The sequence below is a fragment of the Kitasatospora sp. NPDC051705 genome (genome assembly GCF_044453265.1).
Taxonomy (GTDB): domain Bacteria; phylum Actinomycetota; class Actinomycetes; order Streptomycetales; family Streptomycetaceae; genus Kitasatospora.
Genome location: NZ_JBITCO010000003.1, coordinates 84,221 through 102,033 on the forward strand (window position 1 = coordinate 84,221; position 17,813 = coordinate 102,033).

General features: G+C 70.9%; 18 protein-coding genes. 15 read left to right on the forward strand and 3 right to left on the reverse strand.

From position 1 onward, the window contains the following. Window positions 1-8 precede the first annotated feature (8 nt). The 5 genes from ACIA8Q_RS05245 to ACIA8Q_RS05265 all read left to right on the forward strand — a co-directional run bounded on the left by ACIA8Q_RS05245 (window position 9) and on the right by ACIA8Q_RS05265 (window position 2,168). A complete protein-coding gene (locus ACIA8Q_RS05245; protein ID WP_360211540.1) occupies window positions 9-479 on the forward strand; it encodes an ATP-binding protein in 471 nt (156 codons plus the stop codon). 148 nt (window positions 480-627) lie between these two features. Then, a complete protein-coding gene (locus tag ACIA8Q_RS05250; RefSeq protein ID WP_360211538.1) occupies window positions 628-1,101 on the forward strand; it encodes a hypothetical protein in 474 nt (157 codons plus the stop codon). Beyond that, a complete protein-coding gene (locus ACIA8Q_RS05255) occupies window positions 1,098-1,412 on the forward strand; it encodes a hypothetical protein (protein WP_360211536.1) in 315 nt (104 codons plus the stop codon). Before ACIA8Q_RS05250 ends, ACIA8Q_RS05255 begins: the two co-directional genes overlap by 4 nt. A gap of 35 nt (window positions 1,413-1,447) precedes the next feature. Then, a complete protein-coding gene (locus ACIA8Q_RS05260; protein ID WP_396316785.1) occupies window positions 1,448-1,702 on the forward strand; it encodes a hypothetical protein in 255 nt (84 codons plus the stop codon). Window positions 1,703-1,874: 172 nt separating this feature from the next. Continuing rightward, on the forward strand, window positions 1,875-2,168 hold the full coding sequence (locus ACIA8Q_RS05265; RefSeq protein ID WP_360211532.1) for a hypothetical protein: 294 nt from the start codon (window positions 1,875-1,877) through the stop codon (window positions 2,166-2,168). Between the two features lie 596 nt (window positions 2,169-2,764). Here the strand turns inward: ACIA8Q_RS05265 and ACIA8Q_RS05270 are convergent. After that, a complete protein-coding gene (locus ACIA8Q_RS05270; protein WP_396316786.1) occupies window positions 2,765-3,775 on the reverse strand; it encodes a hypothetical protein in 1,011 nt (336 codons plus the stop codon). A gap of 672 nt (window positions 3,776-4,447) precedes the next feature. Here ACIA8Q_RS05270 and ACIA8Q_RS05275 point away from each other — a divergent pair. The 3 genes from ACIA8Q_RS05275 to ACIA8Q_RS05285 all read left to right on the forward strand — a co-directional run bounded on the left by ACIA8Q_RS05275 (window position 4,448) and on the right by ACIA8Q_RS05285 (window position 5,803). Beyond that, window positions 4,448-4,819 (forward strand): hypothetical protein, encoded by a 372-nt coding sequence (locus ACIA8Q_RS05275; RefSeq protein WP_360211671.1) that lies wholly within the window; start codon window positions 4,448-4,450, stop codon window positions 4,817-4,819. Then, window positions 4,806-5,144 carry a hypothetical protein gene (locus tag ACIA8Q_RS05280; RefSeq protein WP_360211528.1) on the forward strand — a complete coding sequence of 113 codons (339 nt, stop codon included), beginning with the start codon at window positions 4,806-4,808 and terminating at the stop codon, window positions 5,142-5,144. The genes ACIA8Q_RS05275 and ACIA8Q_RS05280 overlap by 14 nt, the downstream gene beginning before the upstream one ends. A gap of 281 nt (window positions 5,145-5,425) precedes the next feature. Beyond that, window positions 5,426-5,803, forward strand: a complete 378-nt coding sequence (locus ACIA8Q_RS05285; protein ID WP_360211526.1) for an STAS domain-containing protein — start codon at window positions 5,426-5,428, stop codon at window positions 5,801-5,803. Window positions 5,804-6,010: 207 nt separating this feature from the next. Here ACIA8Q_RS05285 and ACIA8Q_RS05290 read toward each other — a convergent pair whose 3' ends face one another. Beyond that, entirely contained in the window at window positions 6,011-6,796 is a 786-nt protein-coding gene (locus ACIA8Q_RS05290) for a GntR family transcriptional regulator (RefSeq protein WP_360211524.1), read from the reverse strand. A gap of 251 nt (window positions 6,797-7,047) precedes the next feature. On the opposite strand from ACIA8Q_RS05290, the gene ACIA8Q_RS05295 reads away from it, so the two are divergent. The 5 genes from ACIA8Q_RS05295 to ACIA8Q_RS05315 all read left to right on the forward strand — a co-directional run bounded on the left by ACIA8Q_RS05295 (window position 7,048) and on the right by ACIA8Q_RS05315 (window position 10,718). Further along, on the forward strand, window positions 7,048-7,398 hold the full coding sequence (locus ACIA8Q_RS05295) for a hypothetical protein (RefSeq protein WP_360211522.1): 351 nt from the start codon (window positions 7,048-7,050) through the stop codon (window positions 7,396-7,398). Further along, the gene (locus tag ACIA8Q_RS05300) at window positions 7,398-7,604 is read left to right on the forward strand and encodes a hypothetical protein (protein WP_360211520.1); all 207 of its coding nucleotides are present in this window, start codon (window positions 7,398-7,400) and stop codon (window positions 7,602-7,604) included. Before ACIA8Q_RS05295 ends, ACIA8Q_RS05300 begins: the two co-directional genes overlap by 1 nt. Further along, on the forward strand, window positions 7,604-8,905 hold the full coding sequence (locus ACIA8Q_RS05305; protein ID WP_396316844.1) for an FtsK/SpoIIIE domain-containing protein: 1,302 nt from the start codon (window positions 7,604-7,606) through the stop codon (window positions 8,903-8,905). The genes ACIA8Q_RS05300 and ACIA8Q_RS05305 overlap by 1 nt, the downstream gene beginning before the upstream one ends. Continuing rightward, window positions 8,905-9,105, forward strand: coding sequence for a hypothetical protein (locus ACIA8Q_RS05310; protein ID WP_360211518.1), 201 nt, complete (start codon window positions 8,905-8,907; stop codon window positions 9,103-9,105). The genes ACIA8Q_RS05305 and ACIA8Q_RS05310 overlap by 1 nt, the downstream gene beginning before the upstream one ends. 158 nt (window positions 9,106-9,263) lie before the next feature. After that, window positions 9,264-10,718, forward strand: a complete 1,455-nt coding sequence (locus ACIA8Q_RS05315) for a replication initiator (RefSeq protein WP_360211516.1) — start codon at window positions 9,264-9,266, stop codon at window positions 10,716-10,718. 227 nt (window positions 10,719-10,945) lie between these two features. Here the strand turns inward: ACIA8Q_RS05315 and ACIA8Q_RS05320 are convergent, their stop codons facing one another. Further along, entirely contained in the window at window positions 10,946-12,559 is a 1,614-nt protein-coding gene (locus tag ACIA8Q_RS05320) for a recombinase family protein (RefSeq protein ID WP_360211663.1), read from the reverse strand. Between the two features lie 337 nt (window positions 12,560-12,896). Here ACIA8Q_RS05320 and ACIA8Q_RS05325 point away from each other — a divergent pair, with 337 nt between their 5' ends. Continuing rightward, window positions 12,897-13,658, forward strand: a complete 762-nt coding sequence (locus ACIA8Q_RS05325; protein ID WP_360211514.1) for a TIGR03936 family radical SAM-associated protein — start codon at window positions 12,897-12,899, stop codon at window positions 13,656-13,658. A gap of 431 nt (window positions 13,659-14,089) precedes the next feature. Further along, window positions 14,090-17,710 carry a ribonuclease E/G gene (locus ACIA8Q_RS05330; protein WP_396316787.1) on the forward strand — a complete coding sequence of 1,207 codons (3,621 nt, stop codon included), beginning with the start codon at window positions 14,090-14,092 and terminating at the stop codon, window positions 17,708-17,710. Window positions 17,711-17,813 lie beyond the last annotated feature (103 nt).

The following is a 17,813-nucleotide window of genomic DNA, read 5'->3' on the forward strand; positions in this document are numbered from 1 at the left end:
GGAGGGTGGTGCGCGTGATCAGCTCGGGTGAACCCCATGTCGGTAGTGGGGCCGGTCAGCTGGCCGTTGGGATGTCGGCGTTCGAGGCGACGCTTCCGCGCCATCGGCTGTCGGTGCACACGGCCCGCTTGCTGCTGCGGGACTTCCTGATCGGCGTTCCCGGAGCGTCTGAGCTCCTGTCCGGCGGTCTGCTCGTGCTGTCAGAGCTGATGACCAACGCCGTGGTCCACGCCCGCGTGCCCAAGGGGCGGCGTATCGCCATCCGGTTCGAGTTGGTCTGTGACCACCTTCGGATCGAGGTACACGACGCGAGCAGCGAGAAGCCGGTGATCCGACGGTCGACCGGCCCGGATGACAACTCGGGGCGTGGGTTGTGCCTGGTGGAGGCGTTGTCCGCGGAGTGGGGCTGCTGCCCCCGGCCGGAAGGTATTGGGAAGATCGTTTGGGCTCTCGTGGGCCCGGAGGGTGGTGCGCGATGAGGTTCGGGAGGGCGTCCGGAGTGACGGGGACGCGGTGCTTCTACTGCGGTGCGGGGCTGCGGAAAGCGCTGGCGCGGTTCATCGTCGTCAACGGTCAGGCGGTGGGTGTCCACAGGTGGCACCCGCGCCGCGCGGGGGAGGTGGCGGCGTGACGGACCTTCCCGCGGAGCCTGGCGCCGGGGCGGGGCCCCGTCCGGCCGACCGGTTCCCGCACCTGGCGTTCAGCCTCGGGCAGTGGCGGGTGGATGAGGCGTACTGGGCCGTCGAGAAGATCAAGGACGGGGTGCCGCTGGAGGAGATGGGGCACGCGGAGCTGCTGTCCACCGCCCGGGGCGCGCTGCTGTACGTGGAGTCCCTGGTCAGGTTGCTGGAGGCGGTGGAGCGCGCGTTGCCCATCGACCAGCCGGCGACGCTGGGCGAGGCGATCGAGCCGATCATCAGCTACCTGAGGTGGGCGCTGGACACGGGTGAGCCGCTGCGGGGCGGCAAGACGGTGTTCTTCGAGGAAGTGCGGCGGACGCGCCAGCCGTCGGTGCGGGTCCGGGTGGAGCTGGAAGTGATGGAGCGCAAGCTCACCGTTCCGGCGTGCAAGCGCCGTGCGCGTAGGAAGGCGAGGTCATGACCGGAACCGGGCACACCGCCCAGTTGAGTGCGCCGTATCCGTTCCCGGTGGCGGTGGAGGTCCGGGGGGTCACTGAGCCCGCGCGGTTCTCCCAGCTGTCGGACGCGCTGACGGCGCTGCTCGGTTCGCTGCGGGCGCTGCCGCTGGACGCGGAGCAGTGGAAGTACTTCGACGACCTGTTCGGGCCGGAGGCGGTGCCCTCGATTGGGCACCGGCTCGCGATGTACGGCCAGGTGCGGGCGCTCGCGTTCGTCGGGGTCACGCCGTACGTCATCAAGCTGTACCCGGCGGATCCGGCGGTGCGCCCGTGATCCGGCACGACCCTCGGACCTGGTGGGGCCGGGTCGTGTGGTGGTGGTCCCTGCGTGGCCAGTTCTCGTGGCCGGTGCGGGCCGTCTCCCCGAGCCGGCGTGCGGCCTACCGCGACGTAAGGGAGTGGTTCGCCGAGATCCAGTACGCCGACACCTCCCGCGCGCAGTTGGCGCGGCAGATCTGGCAGGAGCGCATGGGGGCTGATGATCCGCTGGCCGGCCTGGACGAAGCGGAGCTGTTCCGGCGGATCTTCGGCCGTGACCCCGACGAGAGCGAGGCTGCGAAGTAGGGCCCCTGACCTGAGCAGGGACAACTGAAGACGTACCGGACCACCCCGTGACCTTGGCGGGACCGTGGGGTGGTCCGGTGGGTCGGAACCCGGTGCCGATGGTATCGGGCTCCTCGGCATGTGTGCGCACGGTTGGCCGGTTCGGTTGTTGACCAGGGGAGTTGAGGGACTGTTGTACGGGGACGACGACTTCGGTGCGGAGTTGGCGGCGGGCCTCGATCCGGACTCGTGGGTGTGGCTGCCGGGCGTGGACTACGCCGCCGGGTGGCGGGTCGCGCGCGATGCGGCGGATGAGCTGAACGCGCTGCTGGCGGCCGGTGGCGTGCAGCGGTCACAGCTGCGAGCGATCGCCGACACCGACGCCCAGGGCGGGCCGGTGGTGCGCCTGGAGGGTGTGGCGGCGGGCTGGCTGCGCCTGGAGGAACTGCTGCGCCTGGCCGCGTTCGTGCGCCGTGAGTCGGCCTGAGTGGCCCCGGTGGGCGGGGAGCCGGTGCGCGTGGCCGGTTGGGGGAGGCTTTGGGCGGTGTCCTTGCCGGGTTGGGGTCGGGCATGGTCGGGGGGCCGTAAGCTGTTGCGACTCGGTCAGGGCTTTTGGGCCTGACCGCAATGTGGCCGAGTGGCCCCCCGTCCTTGCCCGACGCGGGCCCCGACGTGGCAAGGTGCGTAAAGCCTCCATCGGCCGGTCACCCCAGCCACCCCGGCGGTGGCCAGGTCCCCTATGCCGCTGCTGGGTTGAAGGGCCAGCAGTGTAGTGGTTCTTACGAGGCCGATGCTCAGTTGACTCGGCTTTGTCGGGGCATGGCCAGCCATCGTGATCGATAGGCGCGGAAAGGGCCGTCAAGGCCCAGGTCCGGCGGCAGCCGGACTTCCGCGACTGGCGCATTAGTCCCGACCCCGTTCCGACGACCCGGCTGCGTGGAAGCCTAGCCCGGGCGGCGGCAGCGGCATGGGCAGCCAGTCAGCCGGGGGCGAGCGGCGGATAGTTGCGATGGGATCGGATGAAGAGTAGTGGCCGCGATGTCTGCCAGATCGGTATACGTGCACCCAACAGAGAGTCAGATACTACGTGGCACTCGGTGTGACTGGGTCCGCTTCGGGCGCTCCCGAGGTGAAGGGACCGGAATAGCCCTGTGGGGAGACCAAGCGCTCGATGATGGCCAGGACCTCAGTGATGCTAATTTCGTCAAGGCTCGCAGTCTCGGTGTGCCCCTTGTAGGGCATGAGTTCCCTGTCGACTTGAGTCGTTGCGCCGCGGGCGCGCACGGCTTGCCTAATTGAATTCTCCACAATAGAGGCAGTCAAGCCGATTTTGAATGGCCATCGCCCCTTTTCCTTATCGAATCCCTGGCGCGCGTGCTCCTGAAGTCGATTATTCAGCTTGTTGGTTTTGCCCCATTTTAGGAATCGGATATTGTTGTTGACGACGAGATAAATGTGCGCTGGCTCCGTCTGTTTGAAGCCGGTGACCGCACAGCTCGTGCATCCGCCCTGCCCACCATTGCGGACGTCGTTGAGTCGCGGTCCAGGGCGGATCTCCGTCTGGCACACCAGGCAGGTGCACGGCCAGTGGAGATCCGTGCTGCCGGGGTAGGGGACATCCGGCCTGAGCTTTGCCTGCAGCATGCTTTCGATAGCCTCAACCTCACTCAGGCGACGGGAATCAGCCTGCCGGGCGCGGCCGCATGGCTCGCAGACGTGACCGAGCCTCTTTATGGCGCTGTAGGTCGTCTTTTTTCCTGTGTGGCCGCATCTGCCACATTGAAGTGGCCACGGGTCGTCCGCTCCCGTGTATGGAGCAAGGGGGATAAGGTCATTGGCTTTGGCGAAGATGGCAGCTTGCTCGGCATCACCCCGATTGCTGTCACCGATCCGGTTGCGTTTGCACTGCTTATCACATAATCCCACCCCTTCACGCATGGCGTTCGTGTACGTTGGATGAACGAGGGCTCCACACTTGAGGCAAATGCACTCGATTCCCTCCCGATTGTTCTCGTAATCCCCGACGACGATGACACCCTTTGCCTCTAAGGCACGCACCACGTCGGCCAGAGGCAGGCGCAGGGCCTCCTTCATCTTTTCTCGTCCGCACGGCCCACATGGGCCCTGGCGCTTGGCGTTGCTCAACGTGGGTGAGCCTGGTTGCTTGCACGTTTGGCAGATGCCAGGCCACGGGGTGTCGACTGTTCCGGGGTATGGAACGGTCGGGTCCATCCCATAGCTGATCATCCGACGCCGTGCGACCTCGGCGCTGAGCCGTGCTACCACTCTGCACTCCCTGCTGCTTGGTCGGTCCACCGTATTGGTGGCTACTGACAAAACGCAGCAAGTGTCAACATGCTGACTTGATAGGAAAGAACGGGGCCGCTTGCGTCCGGTTTTGAGCAGGCTGTGTCTTGCGGGCGGGCCAGGCGCCCGGCCGGGACCGGCCGGCAGGCCGCAGCCCGGCCGAGGCGGCTGGGCCCGCCCGGCGGCGCGGAGGCGCCGCCGCTTGAGTAAGTGAAGGCAAGTTGCGACAGTGTCGTGTCCGAGCGCCCACACCTGGGGTGTATTAGACAGGTGTCTTAAGAGCCGGTGGGTAGTGAGATCGGGAGCCCACGGTTTGGGCAACGAGTTGAGAGCCGCCTGGGCTGAGGGTGCGACACACCGCGCTCGGAGTAATGTCGTCGACTGCTCCGGTTCGCCGCGACAGGCTGTGGTCCTTGATTACGGTCATGTCAGGGGGTCGGGGTGGCTTTGCTATGCGAGGTGCTTTTCGAGAAGACCCGGCGGGCGCCCCAGCAGGACCCGACAGTCTCGGGTCGGCGGCTGGCTCTGCGGTTCAAAGTGAGCCAGGCGCAGCGCTCGCCGGTGCTGAGGACGCGCAAGAAGCCGGAGCAGCGGGGGTCGGTGTTGGAGCCGGTGAAGGTCTGGATCGACGAGATGCTGTGGACCGATCTGGAGGTGCCGCGCAAGCAGCGGCACACGATCGAGCGGATCAAAGCCCGACTGGCGGTCACCGATGCCCGGCTCTGCGCGGCCATTGTCGACAGGCTGACCTTCCACTTCATCCTGATCGAGACCGGCACCGAGTCCTTCTGTCTCCAGGCTGCCGAGGCCGAGCACCATGGCACCCGCTGACGCGCCGCTTGGCCGGGCCGGCGTCCGCACGCTCGCCACGGTCGAGGCCGTCGCCGCCCGCCTCGCTGCCCTGCCCGGTCTGCTGACCGCCGAGGAGCTGGGAAGCCTGGCGGCCCTCGAATGGGTCGCTGGCCACCGCTCCTTCGGCCCCGTCAGCGGCTTCGACACGATGGAGCGCCCGAACGACGCCATCATCAGGGCCGAGGAACGGGCCGCGCGCCGGAAAAGTACCCACGAGGACCGCGACGGCAGCGTCCGCCGCTTCGCCGCCGGCGTCGCCAGCGCGCTCGCCTGGGTCCTCGGCGAAACCGACGAACAGCCCTGAGGCGGAGCAGGGACATCGCGCTGGCCGTGCCCTGAGTCGGGGCCGCTCGTTGAACCGGACACCTGTCGGCGCAGGACGGAGGCGCACGGGTTCACATTCCCCCGGGCCCGTGCGCCGCCGGGCCGCGCCGACAGGCTGGGCAGCGGGATTTGCCCGGTGCGCTGGCGCGGTGTTGCCGGGTTGAGCGGCTGGCTCCGGCAGGCCGGCCCGGGTGGAAAACGCCGCCGTGAAAGCGGGAGGATCGAAGGCGGACAGCCTCCCAGCCGGAAGGGAGCCCGCTCATGTACGCCCGGCACGCTCCCCGCCTGCGGATCACGACCTCAGGCACTCCCGAGACCGCCCTCGTCCTGCACCTGGACGGGCAGGTCGACCAGGGCGAGCACGTTCTTCTGGACGCTGGCCTCGCCCGCGCGGTCAAGGAGCGCCCGCCCCGGCTGGTCATCGATCTTGCGGGCCTGACCTTCTGCGACTCCACCGGCCTCAACGCCCTGCTCAGGACCCGCCTGGAGGCCCTCGCCACCGGCGTCGAGCTGGTCCTCGCCAGCCCTCCGCCTCAGGTCAAACGCCTGCTGGAGCTCACCGGAACCGACGGGGTCTTCACCATCCGCGACGACGTCCCAGCCGCTCTCACCGGCCCCATCACCCCCGACCGCGGGTGAAGAACGCCGGTCGACCGCCACCAAAATGCAGGCGGACCCCCGAGGGTGGTGTCTGCCAGGGACCTCGCCTGGACAGTCCCTCCTCGGCACGAACCGGGCAACCTGGCTCTTGATCTCGCTGCCGGAATGGCTCTCGTCAACTTGTCGAGAACACCTGGGGGGCTTTGCCGCCGTCAGCGCTCATGTTGGATCCTGGATCGATCGCAATTAGCGAGTGATCTTGGGGCGGGTGGCGCGCTTGGGCTTGGTGGCCTCGATGTCATAGGTCACGGCGCTGGTCTCGGCGCCGAGCCTGGTCTCTTCGAGTAGCAGCGGCAGACCCGACGGTCGGTCGTAGGTGACACGGTGGACGACCAGCAGGACGGCGGCCTCGGACAGGTGGAGGGCTTCCCGTTCGTCGGGCTGGGGGATGCGGGCGCTGACCCGCTCGCGCCAGGTGGGTTCGTGCCCGGCGGCGGCGAGCGTCGCGTAGGCCTCGGCCGGTGCCACTCCGGGCTCTTTAGCCAGGGGGGTGCCCGTGATGCGCTCCATCGGGAGCAACAGGCGGTGAAGGGCGCGGCCATTGCCGGCAGGGTCGGTGATCAGGCGGTCGCATGCGAACATCGCCTCGCCCTCGTCCATGTCCAGAAGTGGCGCCGTGATCGCGTCGGTGCGGGTGCGGTAGACGGTCGGCTCCTCGCCGTGGCCGAACCACGCGTCGACAGGCGTCTCGTACTGACTGCCCCGGAGGGTGACGGTGCGCTCCATGGTGTCAGCGGGGCCGTGGACGGTGGGGCGGACGAAGGTGCCTCGTCCCTGCTTGACGTCCAACTGACCTTCACCGCGTAGGGCGGCGACGGCGAGCCTGACGGTTGGTCGGGAGACGCCGTACTTCTCGGCGAGATCGGTCTCCGTGGGCAGCTGCGTGCCAGGGGGCCATTCGCCGGCGGCGATCGCCTGTCGCATCGCCGCCGCTACCTGCTTGTGCAGTGCCTCGTTCCGGATGATCGCCATCGTGTCGAACCCCTTGGTGCGGGCGCCGGGGAAGGCCCGCTTCGCGCGTGTCGTGTGGTTATCGAGTCGTTATCTGTGATCGTTTGCCCAGCTCGGGCCGCATGTGCATGTCTGTCATCAGTCGCTAGCCGTTAAACGTAAGCATGAATCGCTTGCGCCGGGGCGTCAAGGCGGCGCATCATTTAAGCGCAAAGGTAAGTACGTTTGACGACCGACGTTAAACGGCCTTTGCGTCATTGGAGTGTGCGCTCATGCAGTCCATTCCCGTGGACGGAACCCGGCTCGGCACGATGACCTGCATCGTCGCCCCCGAGGTGCGGATCGCCAACCGCGAGACCGGTGAAGTCCGTAAGGACCGTGAGGGGCAGACCGTCTACACGGTCGGTGTCGCGGTGCGGCAGGACGGCCGGCGGGCCTCGATCATCGAGATCAGCGTGTCCGGCGAACCGGTCGGCGTCGTGGAGGGCGTGCGGGTGCACGTCACCGGCCTGACCGCCTTCTCCTGGGCGATGGGGGACCGGCACGGCCTGTCCTTCCGCGCCGACGCCATCACCCCCGTCCCCGCCCCGGCGTCGGCCTCGCGCAAGGGTGGTGACGCCTGATGAGCACCGTCACCCGCGCCCGGCTCCGTCGTCTCCTGTGCGAACTCGGCGACCTGGCCGACGAGGTCAACCCGTTCGCCGCCGACAGCAGCGGCGCCCAGCTCTTCGACCACATCGCCACCCTCGCCGACAAGGCCGCCGGCCAGGCCCGCGACCTGGAGACCGAAGCCCACAACACCGCCATGGAGAACGGGGAGCGGCCGTGATCCTCGCCCAACTCCTGTGGGTGGCGCTGCTCGCCACGGTGCTCATCCTCATCGCGACCGCTCCCGGGCTGCGGCGCTCCTACCCCTACATCTGGTGGTGCCTACTCGGCTACCCCGTCACCGTGATCAGGGTCCGGCTCACCTGGCGGCGGCTGACCACGAACCTCGGCCTCGCCGTCGCCAAGCGCCCCAGTCGGGCCCTGCTCGGTGACCTGGTGGTGCGGGGTGATCCCCTCAAGCCGGTCCCGCCCCGCCTCGGCGCGCCGAAGCTGCGGCGCGGCGGCCTGGACGTGGCGGTGCGGATGCACCCGGGGCAGGTCCCGGACCACTTCCTGTCCGCCGTGGAAGCACTCACGCACGCCTGGCGGGTCCACGCCGTCCGGCTGTTCTCCGACGAGCGCGGATTCGTCACCCTCTCCGCGCTGGCCTGGGACCCGCTGCGGGCGCCCGTCGTGCCGTACCAGCTGAAACAGCGCGCGCTGCGGGCGGTGGTCGGGCTGCTGGAGGACGGCCGCGCGTGGGTGATCGACTTCCGGCGCACCCCGCACTGGCTGATCGTCGGCGCCACCCGCTCCGGCAAGTCCACCCTCATCGCCTCCCTGGTGAAGGAACTCGCCCCGCAACGCGTCGCCCTGTTCGGCATCGACCTCAAGGGCGGCATGGAACTCTCGCTCTTCGAGGACCGGCTCTCGGCCCTGGCCTCCACCCGGGCCGAGGCTGCGAGGCTCCTGGCCGAACTCGTCGCCGAGACGGAAGCACGCATGCAGTTGTGCCGCTCGGTCGGTGCCCGCTCGATCTGGGACCTGCCCGCCAAGCTCCGGGTGCTGCCCGTCGTCCTCATCGTCGACGAGGTCGCCGAGCTGTACCTGATGGCCACGCGGGAGGACAAGGCGGAAGTCGGGGAGATCTCCACCAACCTCCTGCGCCTGGCCCAGCTCGGCGCCGCCCTCGGGATTCACCTGGTGATCGCCGGTCAGCGGGTCGGCTCCGACCTCGGCCCCGGCGTCACCGCGCTGCGGGCGCAGCTGGCCGGCCGGATCTGCCACCGGGTCAGCGACGCGGGAACGGCGGAGATGGCGCTCGGCGACCTCAACAAGGACGCCCTCGCCGCAGCGCAGCGCATCACGCTCGCCGAACAGGGCGTCGCCATCACCGCGGACACCGACGGCCAGTGGCTCCGGGCCCGCTCGATCCACGTCGCCCCCGACCAGGCCCGCCGCGTCGCGGGCAAGTACGCCCGTCTCGCCCCCACCTGGCCCGGCCTGCACGTCGACGAGCCGAGTGAAGGGGTCTACCTCTGATGGGCAACGGCCCGGCCCTCGTCCTGATCGCCTTCCTCGCCCTGGCCACCTTCCTCCTGGTGCGCTCCGGCGAAATCAAGGCCTGGCACGTCGCCCTCGTCGGCGTCCTCGCCATCTACCTCGACCGCATCGGCTGGACCGACCCGATCGTCTACGCCGTGACCTGGATCGTCCAAGGCCTCACCCACACCACCACCTGAAAGCGAGTGATCACCGTGCCAGCCAGCCCAGCCCCCACCGGCGGACCGACCCCGATCCGCCGGACCCCCTCCACCCGCCCCCACGCCACCCCCGGCCGCGCCACACACAGTTTGGCCCGGCCGGGGCCCGGCAACCCCTGGCCCTGGAGACACCCCCCATGACCGCCCCCAACCCGTACACCGACCCCACCGCACGCCGCGCCTACCTCTCCCGGGAGGCGCGGCTGCGCCAACTACCCTCCATAGACCGGGACTTGGTCCGCCTCGGTGAGATGCCGGACCTGAACCGCTGGATCGAACAGATCCGCGCCACCGGCGGCTGCGCGGAACCGGTCTACCTCACCGGACACACCACCACCCTGGACGCCGACACCGGTGAAGTCCTGCGGCACTACTCGACCGCCACCGAACCCGGCGGCCGGCTCGCCGTCCGCTGCCGCAACCGCCGCGCCACCCGGTGCCCGTCCTGCTCGCGCGAGCACAGCGGCGACACCTTCCACCTGGTCCGCTCCGGCCTCACCGGCGGCAAAGGCGTCCCGGAGACGGTGCGCACGCACCCGCGGCTGTTCGTCACCCTCACCGCGCCCTCGTTCGGCCCGGTCCACCGCGCCGGCGAATGCCACCGGGCCCGGCGCCGGCGCTGCGAACACGGAGGCCGGCACGGCTGCGGCCGGACCCACTCCGACACGGACCCGCTCATCGGACAGCCGCTCTGCGCGGACTGCTACGACTACCCGGGCCACGTCCTGTGGAACGCGATGGCCCCGGCGTTGTGGAAGGCCTTCCGGGACAACCTGTACCACCACGTCGCCACTCGGGCCGGCGTCGGCCGCACGGCCGTCCGCAAGCTGATCCGGGTCTCGGCCGCGAAGGTCGCCGAGTACCAGAAGCGCGGCGCGGTCCACTTCCACGCCGTCGTCCGCTTCGACGGACCCACGGGACCCACCGACCCGCCCCCGCCCTGGGCAACCGCAGACCTCCTCATGGACACGGTGCGCTCCGCGGCTGCCGCCGTCGCCCTGCCGCGCCCCGAATCGGCCGCATTCGGCGACGGACGGCTCCGCTTCGGTACCCAGCTCGACGCCCACCCCCTCACCGGCGGCGACGGCGCACGCCTCACCGACGACGCGGTAGCCGCCTACGTCGCCAAGTACACGAGCAAGAGCGTGGAAGCGGCCGGCGCCGTCGACCGCCGCATCGAATCCATCGACGAGATACGAGCCCTGCACGTCACCCCACATATCCGGGCCCTCATCGCCACCGCCTGGCGCCTCGGCGAACTGCCCGAACTACGCCACCTGCGCCTTCGCACCTGGGCCCACATGCTCGGCTACAGGGGCCACTGCCTCACCAAAACCCACGTCTACTCCACCACCTACGGCCAACTCCGAGCCGACCGCACCGAACACGCCCGCACCCTCGCCGGCGCCCCCGCCCTGTACATCGACTGGGACACCGACACCACCACCGAATCCGCCTGGCGCTTCGCCGGAACCGGCCACACCCCCGCCGAAGCACTCATCGCCGCCGGCATCGCCGAAGACCTCGCCACCAACCGGGAGATGGCCCGTGAAGAGGCGAGATGCTCCGGCGCTAATAGGGAGGCGCTGTGATCACCCGTCCTGGCGCGCGAGATGCGACGCCCACTGTCGTCGGTCCTGCCGAGTGGGCAGAGCCGTTGAGACGGACTCAGTGGCAGGCCATCAAGAGCGAGATCGTCATCGTCGACGAGGACGGGAACGAGGAGCCATACGACCCGGCCAAGCACTGACGACGACAGGCCCCGACACTGCTGCCGGGGCCTGTCGCATGCCGTTCGGCCTTCGGGCCGGCTGTTGCGTCAGAGCTTGCTTGCGAAGTCGTCTTCCTTGACGATCAGCCGGTCGCGGTAGTCCTTGGGGATCATGAGGCGCAGCTTGATCGCGGGGGCCCGCTGACCCTTGACCTTGGTTCGGGTGACTTCACAGCGGATACCCACCCTCACGAGGTCTGCGGCCATGGCCTCGGTGCCGCCTTCCTCCCACTGCTGCCGGAACGTCTTTCCGTTGGCCACGTTCACCCACCGGTCTTCGGTGGTCTCGGGGTCGATCTCTCCGAGTTCGGTGATCAGCTTGTCCAGCGTCTCCTCCGCCTGCTCGCGTGTGAACCGGGTCTTGGCGTACCGGCCGCCGGGCTCCAGCTCCTTCATGTAGTAGGCGATGGACTCCTCAAGCTGCGCCACATGGGCACGAGCCTCGGCGCCCCGTGCGTACTCGCGCACCTGCACCGGCTCGTCACCAAGGACGGACAGCACGTCGAGGACGAGCTTGGCGTTGATCACATCGGGGTTGGGAGCGCCAGGTCCCCCACCGCGGCAGCCCTGGCAGCGCAGGTACTCGTACACCCGACCGTTGACGCGGCTCCGCTGTTCCACCATGTGCGTCTTGCAGTCGGCGCAGATGAAGACTCCGAGGAACTTCGTGGCGCCACCGGGCCGGCGTTGAGGCTGGTTCTTGCTGCGCTTGTCGAGATCCGCTTGGAGCTCGTTGAACTCCTCGTCGGCGAAAATGGCCTCCGCGACCCTGATGGGCTTCCCGGCCTTGTCCAGGACGAGCTTGGACCGGCGAGCGCCGCCCTTCTTCTCCTCTTCTACGCGGTAGCCCATCAAGGCAGGGTTGCGGAGCTGGCGCAGGAGGGTCGAAACCGTGAGGCCGTCGCTGCCGAGGCCCGCGCGCTTCAGCAGCTTGACCATGCGGGTCGCGGAGACGCCTCGACGAGCCATGCGTCGGCACCAGTGCAGGGCCTTGTGGGCGTCGGCCTCAATAACAAGGACGACGTTCCCGTTCTCGTCCTCGGCGGTGGTGTACCCGAAGGCCGGCTTGCCGACCAGCCAGGCGGACTGCGTCTTCGCGTAGTCCCAGAGGCTCGCGACGCGCGTGCTCGTGTTGGTGGCCTCGATCTCCGCGATGCCGCCGATCAGTGTGACCAGGATCTTCCCGACGACCGTGGTCAGGTCGATCGAGTCGTGCCTGGAGACCAGGTTCTTCCCGTACTTCAACGCCCAGTCGATCATCGTGTTCAGGTCGGACAGACGGCGGATGAACCGGTCGAGCTTCCAGAACAGCAACACGTCGAACTCCGGCGCCCGGTTGTTCAGCCAGTCGCCCAGCTGCTTGCGCTTCCACGGGGGCACTTTCGTGGCGGACACGTTGAGGTCGCTGGCGACGCCGACCACGCGGCAGCCCCGGTTCAGCGCCTCACGGCGGAGGTCGAGCTCCTGGCGGACGGGGGAGGTGGTGTCTTCCGTGAGCACGGACAGCCGGACCGACAGCAGAGCTCGGGGCGCCTCTGCCGGAAGGGCGGCCTCGGCTCTCTTCAGGTCCTCCAGCAGTGCCAGATCTGAGGCGGTCCACTCAGCTTCGACCGTGTACATCTTCTGCTGCGCGGCACGGGCCGTGCGGCTGCGCTTCGCCATGTCGGAGACCCCCCTCGACGGTTTTGGACGTGTCTCCATATAGCCCCAGATGCAGACGGAGATCCAGATCGGCCCGACCGGCAAGAAGCTGCTGCCGCTGAGCGTCGTCAACAAGTAGTCCCCGGGTCCGACGACCCCCGGCCGGAACGCTCCGGCCGGGGGTCGTCGGCGTACGGCTGACCAGGGGCGGAGCGAGGGGGGCGGCGGGGCGCGTACCCTTTGAGGTGACAGAGTCCGGACCGTGGCGGCAGTTCGCCGCGCCGGACGGGGACAACTGACTAAGGACTGAGCGACCCTGGCACGCCGTACGCCCGACGGTCCGCCGCCCGCGCCGACGGTGCAGCGGATCCGTCTCCGCTACACCAAGCGCGGCCGGCTCCGCTTCACCAGCCACCGCGACTTCCAGCGCGCCTTCGAGCGCGCCCTTCGCCGGTCCGCCGTGCCGATGGCCTATTCGGCCGGCTTCACCCCGCACCCGAAGGTCTCCTACGCCAACGCGGCCCCGACCGGGGTGGCGAGCGAGGCGGAGTACCTGGAGATCGGTCTGGCCGCCCTGCGCGACCCCGAGGAGCTGCGGGCGCAGCTGGACGAGTCGCTGCCGCCCGGCCTGGACGTGATCGACGCGGTCGAGGTGCGGACGCCGAACTTCGTGGAGCGCCTGGAGGCCTCCGAGTGGCTGGTCCGGCTGGACGGCGTCGAGCCGGACGAGGCGGCCGGCGCGGTCAAGGCGTTCCTGGCCGAGGAGCGGGTCGAGGTCGAACGCACGACCAAGAACGGCGTGCGGGTCTTCGACGCGCGCGGCGCCGTGGCGGCGCTGGACCTCGTCCCGCCGCAGGTCGACGGCGGTGCGGACACGGCCGCCGGAGCGGACCACGATGTTCGGACCGGCCGTCCCTGTGCGATACTGCGGCTGGTAGTACGACACGCCACACCCGCCGTACGACCCGACGACGTATTGTCCGGTCTCCGTGCGACGGCCGACCTGGCGCCGCCGGTCCCCGCAGAGGTGACCAGGCTGGCGCAGGGGCCGCTCGACGAGGAGACCGGCACGGTGACCGACCCGCTGGCGCTCGACCGCGCCGCGGCCCCGGCCGGCTGACGGCCGCCGGGGTGCGCGGGGCCGCGTCCGCCTGACGGGCGGAGGCCGGGCCCAGTGCCTCACTGGGCCCGACGGTCCTCCAGGTTCCCGCGGCTCCCCAGGGGAGCGAGCGTCGTCGCAGCACAGGCCGGCCACCTGCGGCCCGCCGACCAGGACGGTCGGTGGGCCCGGGAACCCCGTCCGGGAGCCACCCGGGGTTGGGGGACGGCGCAGCTTGGGAAAACCTCAGAAGACTGGTCAGACCAGAAGACTTTCGACACCCCGCCGAGGGCGGGGCGCCGAGCGAGACTACGAGCCCCTGTGCGGCCTCGCGTCCGCGCGGCGGCACCGTGAATGGGTCCGGCCCGAGCATCGTCGCGATGCCGGCCGGCCGCCCGTGCCGTGCCGTGCCCGGATGCGGAGCCCGGGGGCCTGACGGGAGATCCACCCGCATGCTCGATAACACCGATCCGCAGCAGACCGCGGCCACGGAACAGAACGAAACCGCCCCGACCGGCGGCGAGGGCGCGTCCGCGGCGCCGCCGCGCCGCCGCCGTCGCGCGGTGTCCCGCCCCGCGGGGACCCCGCAGGGTGCGGCCACCGAGGCCGCCGAGACGGTCGTCCCGGCCGAGGCGCCCGCCGCCGAGGCCGCGGCGGCCGAGGCCGCTCCGGCCGCCGAGCCGGTGGCCGAGAAGCCCGTCCGGGCCCGTCGCACCCGCAAGCGTGCCGAGGCCCCCGCAGGGACCCCGGAGGCGGCCGAGGCCGTCGCCGCCGAGCCGACCGCGGCGAAGGCGGCCAAGGCGGCCGAGAAGGCCGTCGAGGAGCCCGCCGAGGCCGCTCCGGCCGCCGAGCCGGTGGCCGAGAAGCCCGTCCGGGCCCGTCGCACCCGCAAGCGTGCCGAGGCCCCCGCCGGTACGCCGGCCGCCGCCGAGACCCCGGCCGAGGAGCCCGTCGCCGCCCCGGCGCAGGCCGAGGAGCCCGCCGCCGAGGCCGAGGAGGCCCCTGCGGCTCCGGCCCGCCGGGCCCGTCGCCGCCGCGTGGTCGAGGCCGCGCCGGTCGTCGAGGCGCCGGTCGAGGAGCCCGCCGCCGAGGAGCCCGCCGCCGAGGAGCCCGTCGAGGAGGAGTCGGTCGAGGAGGCCGCGGCCGTCGAGCCCGAGCCCGAGCCCGCCCCGGCGCCGGTCGCCGAGCCGACCGGCCGGGTGCGCCGCCGTGCCGTCCGCCCGTCCACCGCGATCTTCCAGGCCCCGGTGTTCCAGGAGCCGGCCCCCTACGTCGCGCAGCCCGCGGCCCAGCCGCAGCAGCCGGCCGCCGCCGCCCCGGCCCAGGCCGAGGAGCCGGCCGTCGCCGAGCGCGAGGAGGACGAGTTCGAGTACAGCGGCGTCGGCCGCCGCCGTCGCGTGCGCACCTCGGTGCGGGTGCAGCCGCCGGCCCGCTCCAAGGGCGGGCGGGCCGTGAAGGCCGCCGAGCGCGCCGCCGAGAAGGCCGAGCGGGCCGAGCGCGCCGCGGAGAAGGCCGCCGAGAAGGCCGCCGAGGCTCCGGTCGAGACGCCGGCCGTCGAGGCGCCCGTCGTCGAGGCCCCCGTCGCCGGTCCGGAGACCGAGGGCGACTGGGAGGAGGACGGCCGTCCGTCGCGCCGTCGCCGCCGGGGTGGCCGCCGCCGTCGCCGCGGCGAGTCCGAGGACTTCGAGAACGAGGCCCTCGAGACCGAGCAGCCCGCCGCCGAGGAGCCGGCCGAGGCCGCCGACGAGGAGGGCGACGAGGACGACGACCTGGCCGCCGGCCTGTCCTCCTCCCGCCGCCGTCGCCGCCGTCGCCGCCGCAGCGGCGAGGCCGGTGCCGTCGAGACCGCCGAGACCACCGAGGACGGCGTCCGCACGGTCGTGAAGGTGCGCGAGCCGCGCCGCCGCTCCACCGAGCCGTCCTTCGACCCGGACGAGGTGCAGTCCATCAAGGGCTCGACCCGTCTGGAGGCCAAGAAGCAGCGCCGCCGCGAGGGCCGCGAGCTGGGCCGCCGCCGGGTGCCGATCATCACCGAGGCCGAGTTCCTCGCCCGCCGGGAGTCCGTCGAGCGCGTCATGGTGGTGCGCCAGAACGGCCAGCGGACCCAGATCGGCGTCCTCGAGGACGGCGTGCTGGTCGAGCACTACGTGAACAAGGAGCAGGCCACCTCGTACGTCGGCAACGTCTACCTGGGCAAGGTCCAGAACGTGCTGCCGTCGATGGAGGCCGCGTTCGTCGACATCGGCAAGGGCCGCAACGCGGTGCTGTACGCCGGTGAGGTCAACTTCGGCGCGCTGGGCGGCCACGGCGGCCCGCGCCGGATCGAGTCGGTGCTGAAGTCCGGCCAGTCCGTGCTGGTGCAGGTCTCCAAGGACCCGATCGGCCACAAGGGCGCCCGCCTGACCAGCCAGATCTCGCTGCCCGGCCGTTACCTGGTGTACGTGCCCGAGGGCTCGATGACCGGCATCTCGCGCAAGCTGCCCGAGAACGAGCGCGCCCGCCTGAAGCAGATCCTCAAGAAGATCGTCCCGGACGACGCGGGCGTCATCGTGCGCACCGCCGCCGAGGGCGCCTCCGAGGAGGAGCTGACCCGCGACGTCCAGCGACTGCAGCAGCAGTGGGAGGACATCCAGAAGAAGGCCGCGACCGGCAACGCCCCCGCGCTGCTGTACGGCGAGCCGGACATGACCGTCCGGGTCGTCCGCGACATCTTCAACGAGGACTTCACCAAGGTCATCGTCTCCGGCGACGAGGCGTGGAACACCATCCACGACTACGTCTCCAACGTGGCCCCGGACCTCGCCGAGCGGCTCCAGCGGTGGACCTCCGAGGTGGACGTGTTCGCCACCTACCGGATCGACGAGCAGCTGATGAAGGCGCTGGACCGCAAGGTCTGGCTGCCCAGCGGCGGGTCGCTGGTGATCGACCGCACCGAGGCGATGGTCGTCATCGACGTCAACACCGGGAAGTTCGTCGGCCAGGGCGGCAACCTGGAGGAGACGGTCACCCGGAACAACATCGAGGCGGCCGAGGAGATCGTGCGCCAGCTGCGGCTGCGCGACCTCGGCGGCATCATCGTGATCGACTTCATCGACATGGTGCTGGAGTCCAACCGCGACCTGGTGCTGCGCCGCCTGCTGGAGTGCCTGGGCCGGGACCGGACCAAGCACCAGGTGGCCGAGGTCACCTCGCTGGGCCTGGTCCAGATGACCCGCAAGCGGGTCGGCCAGGGCCTGCTGGAGTCCTTCTCCGAGCCGTGCGTGCACTGCAACGGCCGCGGCGTGATCGTCCACATGGAGCAGCCGAGCACCCACGTCCACACCCCGGTCGCGCCGGCCGTCGAGCCGGCCGCGGGCAGCGGCAAGCGCCGCCGCCGGGGCAAGGGCGGGGCGGCCCACGAGGAGCCGCAGGCCGTCGAGGCCGCGGTGACCGAGGCCGAGGTCGAGGCCGATGCCGAGCTCGCGGTCGAGCCGGTGCGCGAGGAGATCGAGGGCCAGCTGGCCCTGGAGGTCCCGGGCACCGAGGAGTCGGCCGAGGCCCCGGCGGCCCAGCCGGACCTGGTCGAGATCCCGGCCGTCACGGCGGCCCCGGCCGGCCGCACCCGCCGCCGCGCGGTGCGCAAGGCGACGGCTCCGGCCGGTACGCCGGGCGGTGCCGAGATCGTGGTGCTGCAGGCGCGGGCCGACGCGGCGCTGGAGGCGGCCCTGGAGGCCGCCGCCCCGGCCGCCGAGCCCGTGGTGGCCGTCGAGGCCCCCGCGGCCGAGTCCCCCGCCGCCGAGGAGCCGCAGGCCGTCGAGGTCGCGGAGACCGAGGCCGGGGCCGTCGCGGAGACGGAGGCCGTCGAGGCCCCCGCCGCCGAGGCCGCGGTCGAGGGGTCCGCGGTCGAGGAGTCCGCGGAGGAGGCGCCGGCGCCCAAGAAGCGGGCCGCCCGCAAGACCGCCGCGAAGAAGACCGCCGCCAAGAAGACGACCGCGGCGGCCAAGAAGACCACCGCCCGCAAGACCGCCACCAAGCGGACGAGCGCGGCGGCCAAGAAGGCCGCGGCGGCCGAAGGTGATACGGCCGCCGAGTAGTGCCCCGGCCCGGGGCGGGACCCTTCCCGCCCCGGGCCGTACGGGCCGGTTTGCCCCCCGGGCGGGCGGTCCGTATTCTTGACCCTCGGCGTGTCTACGCCAC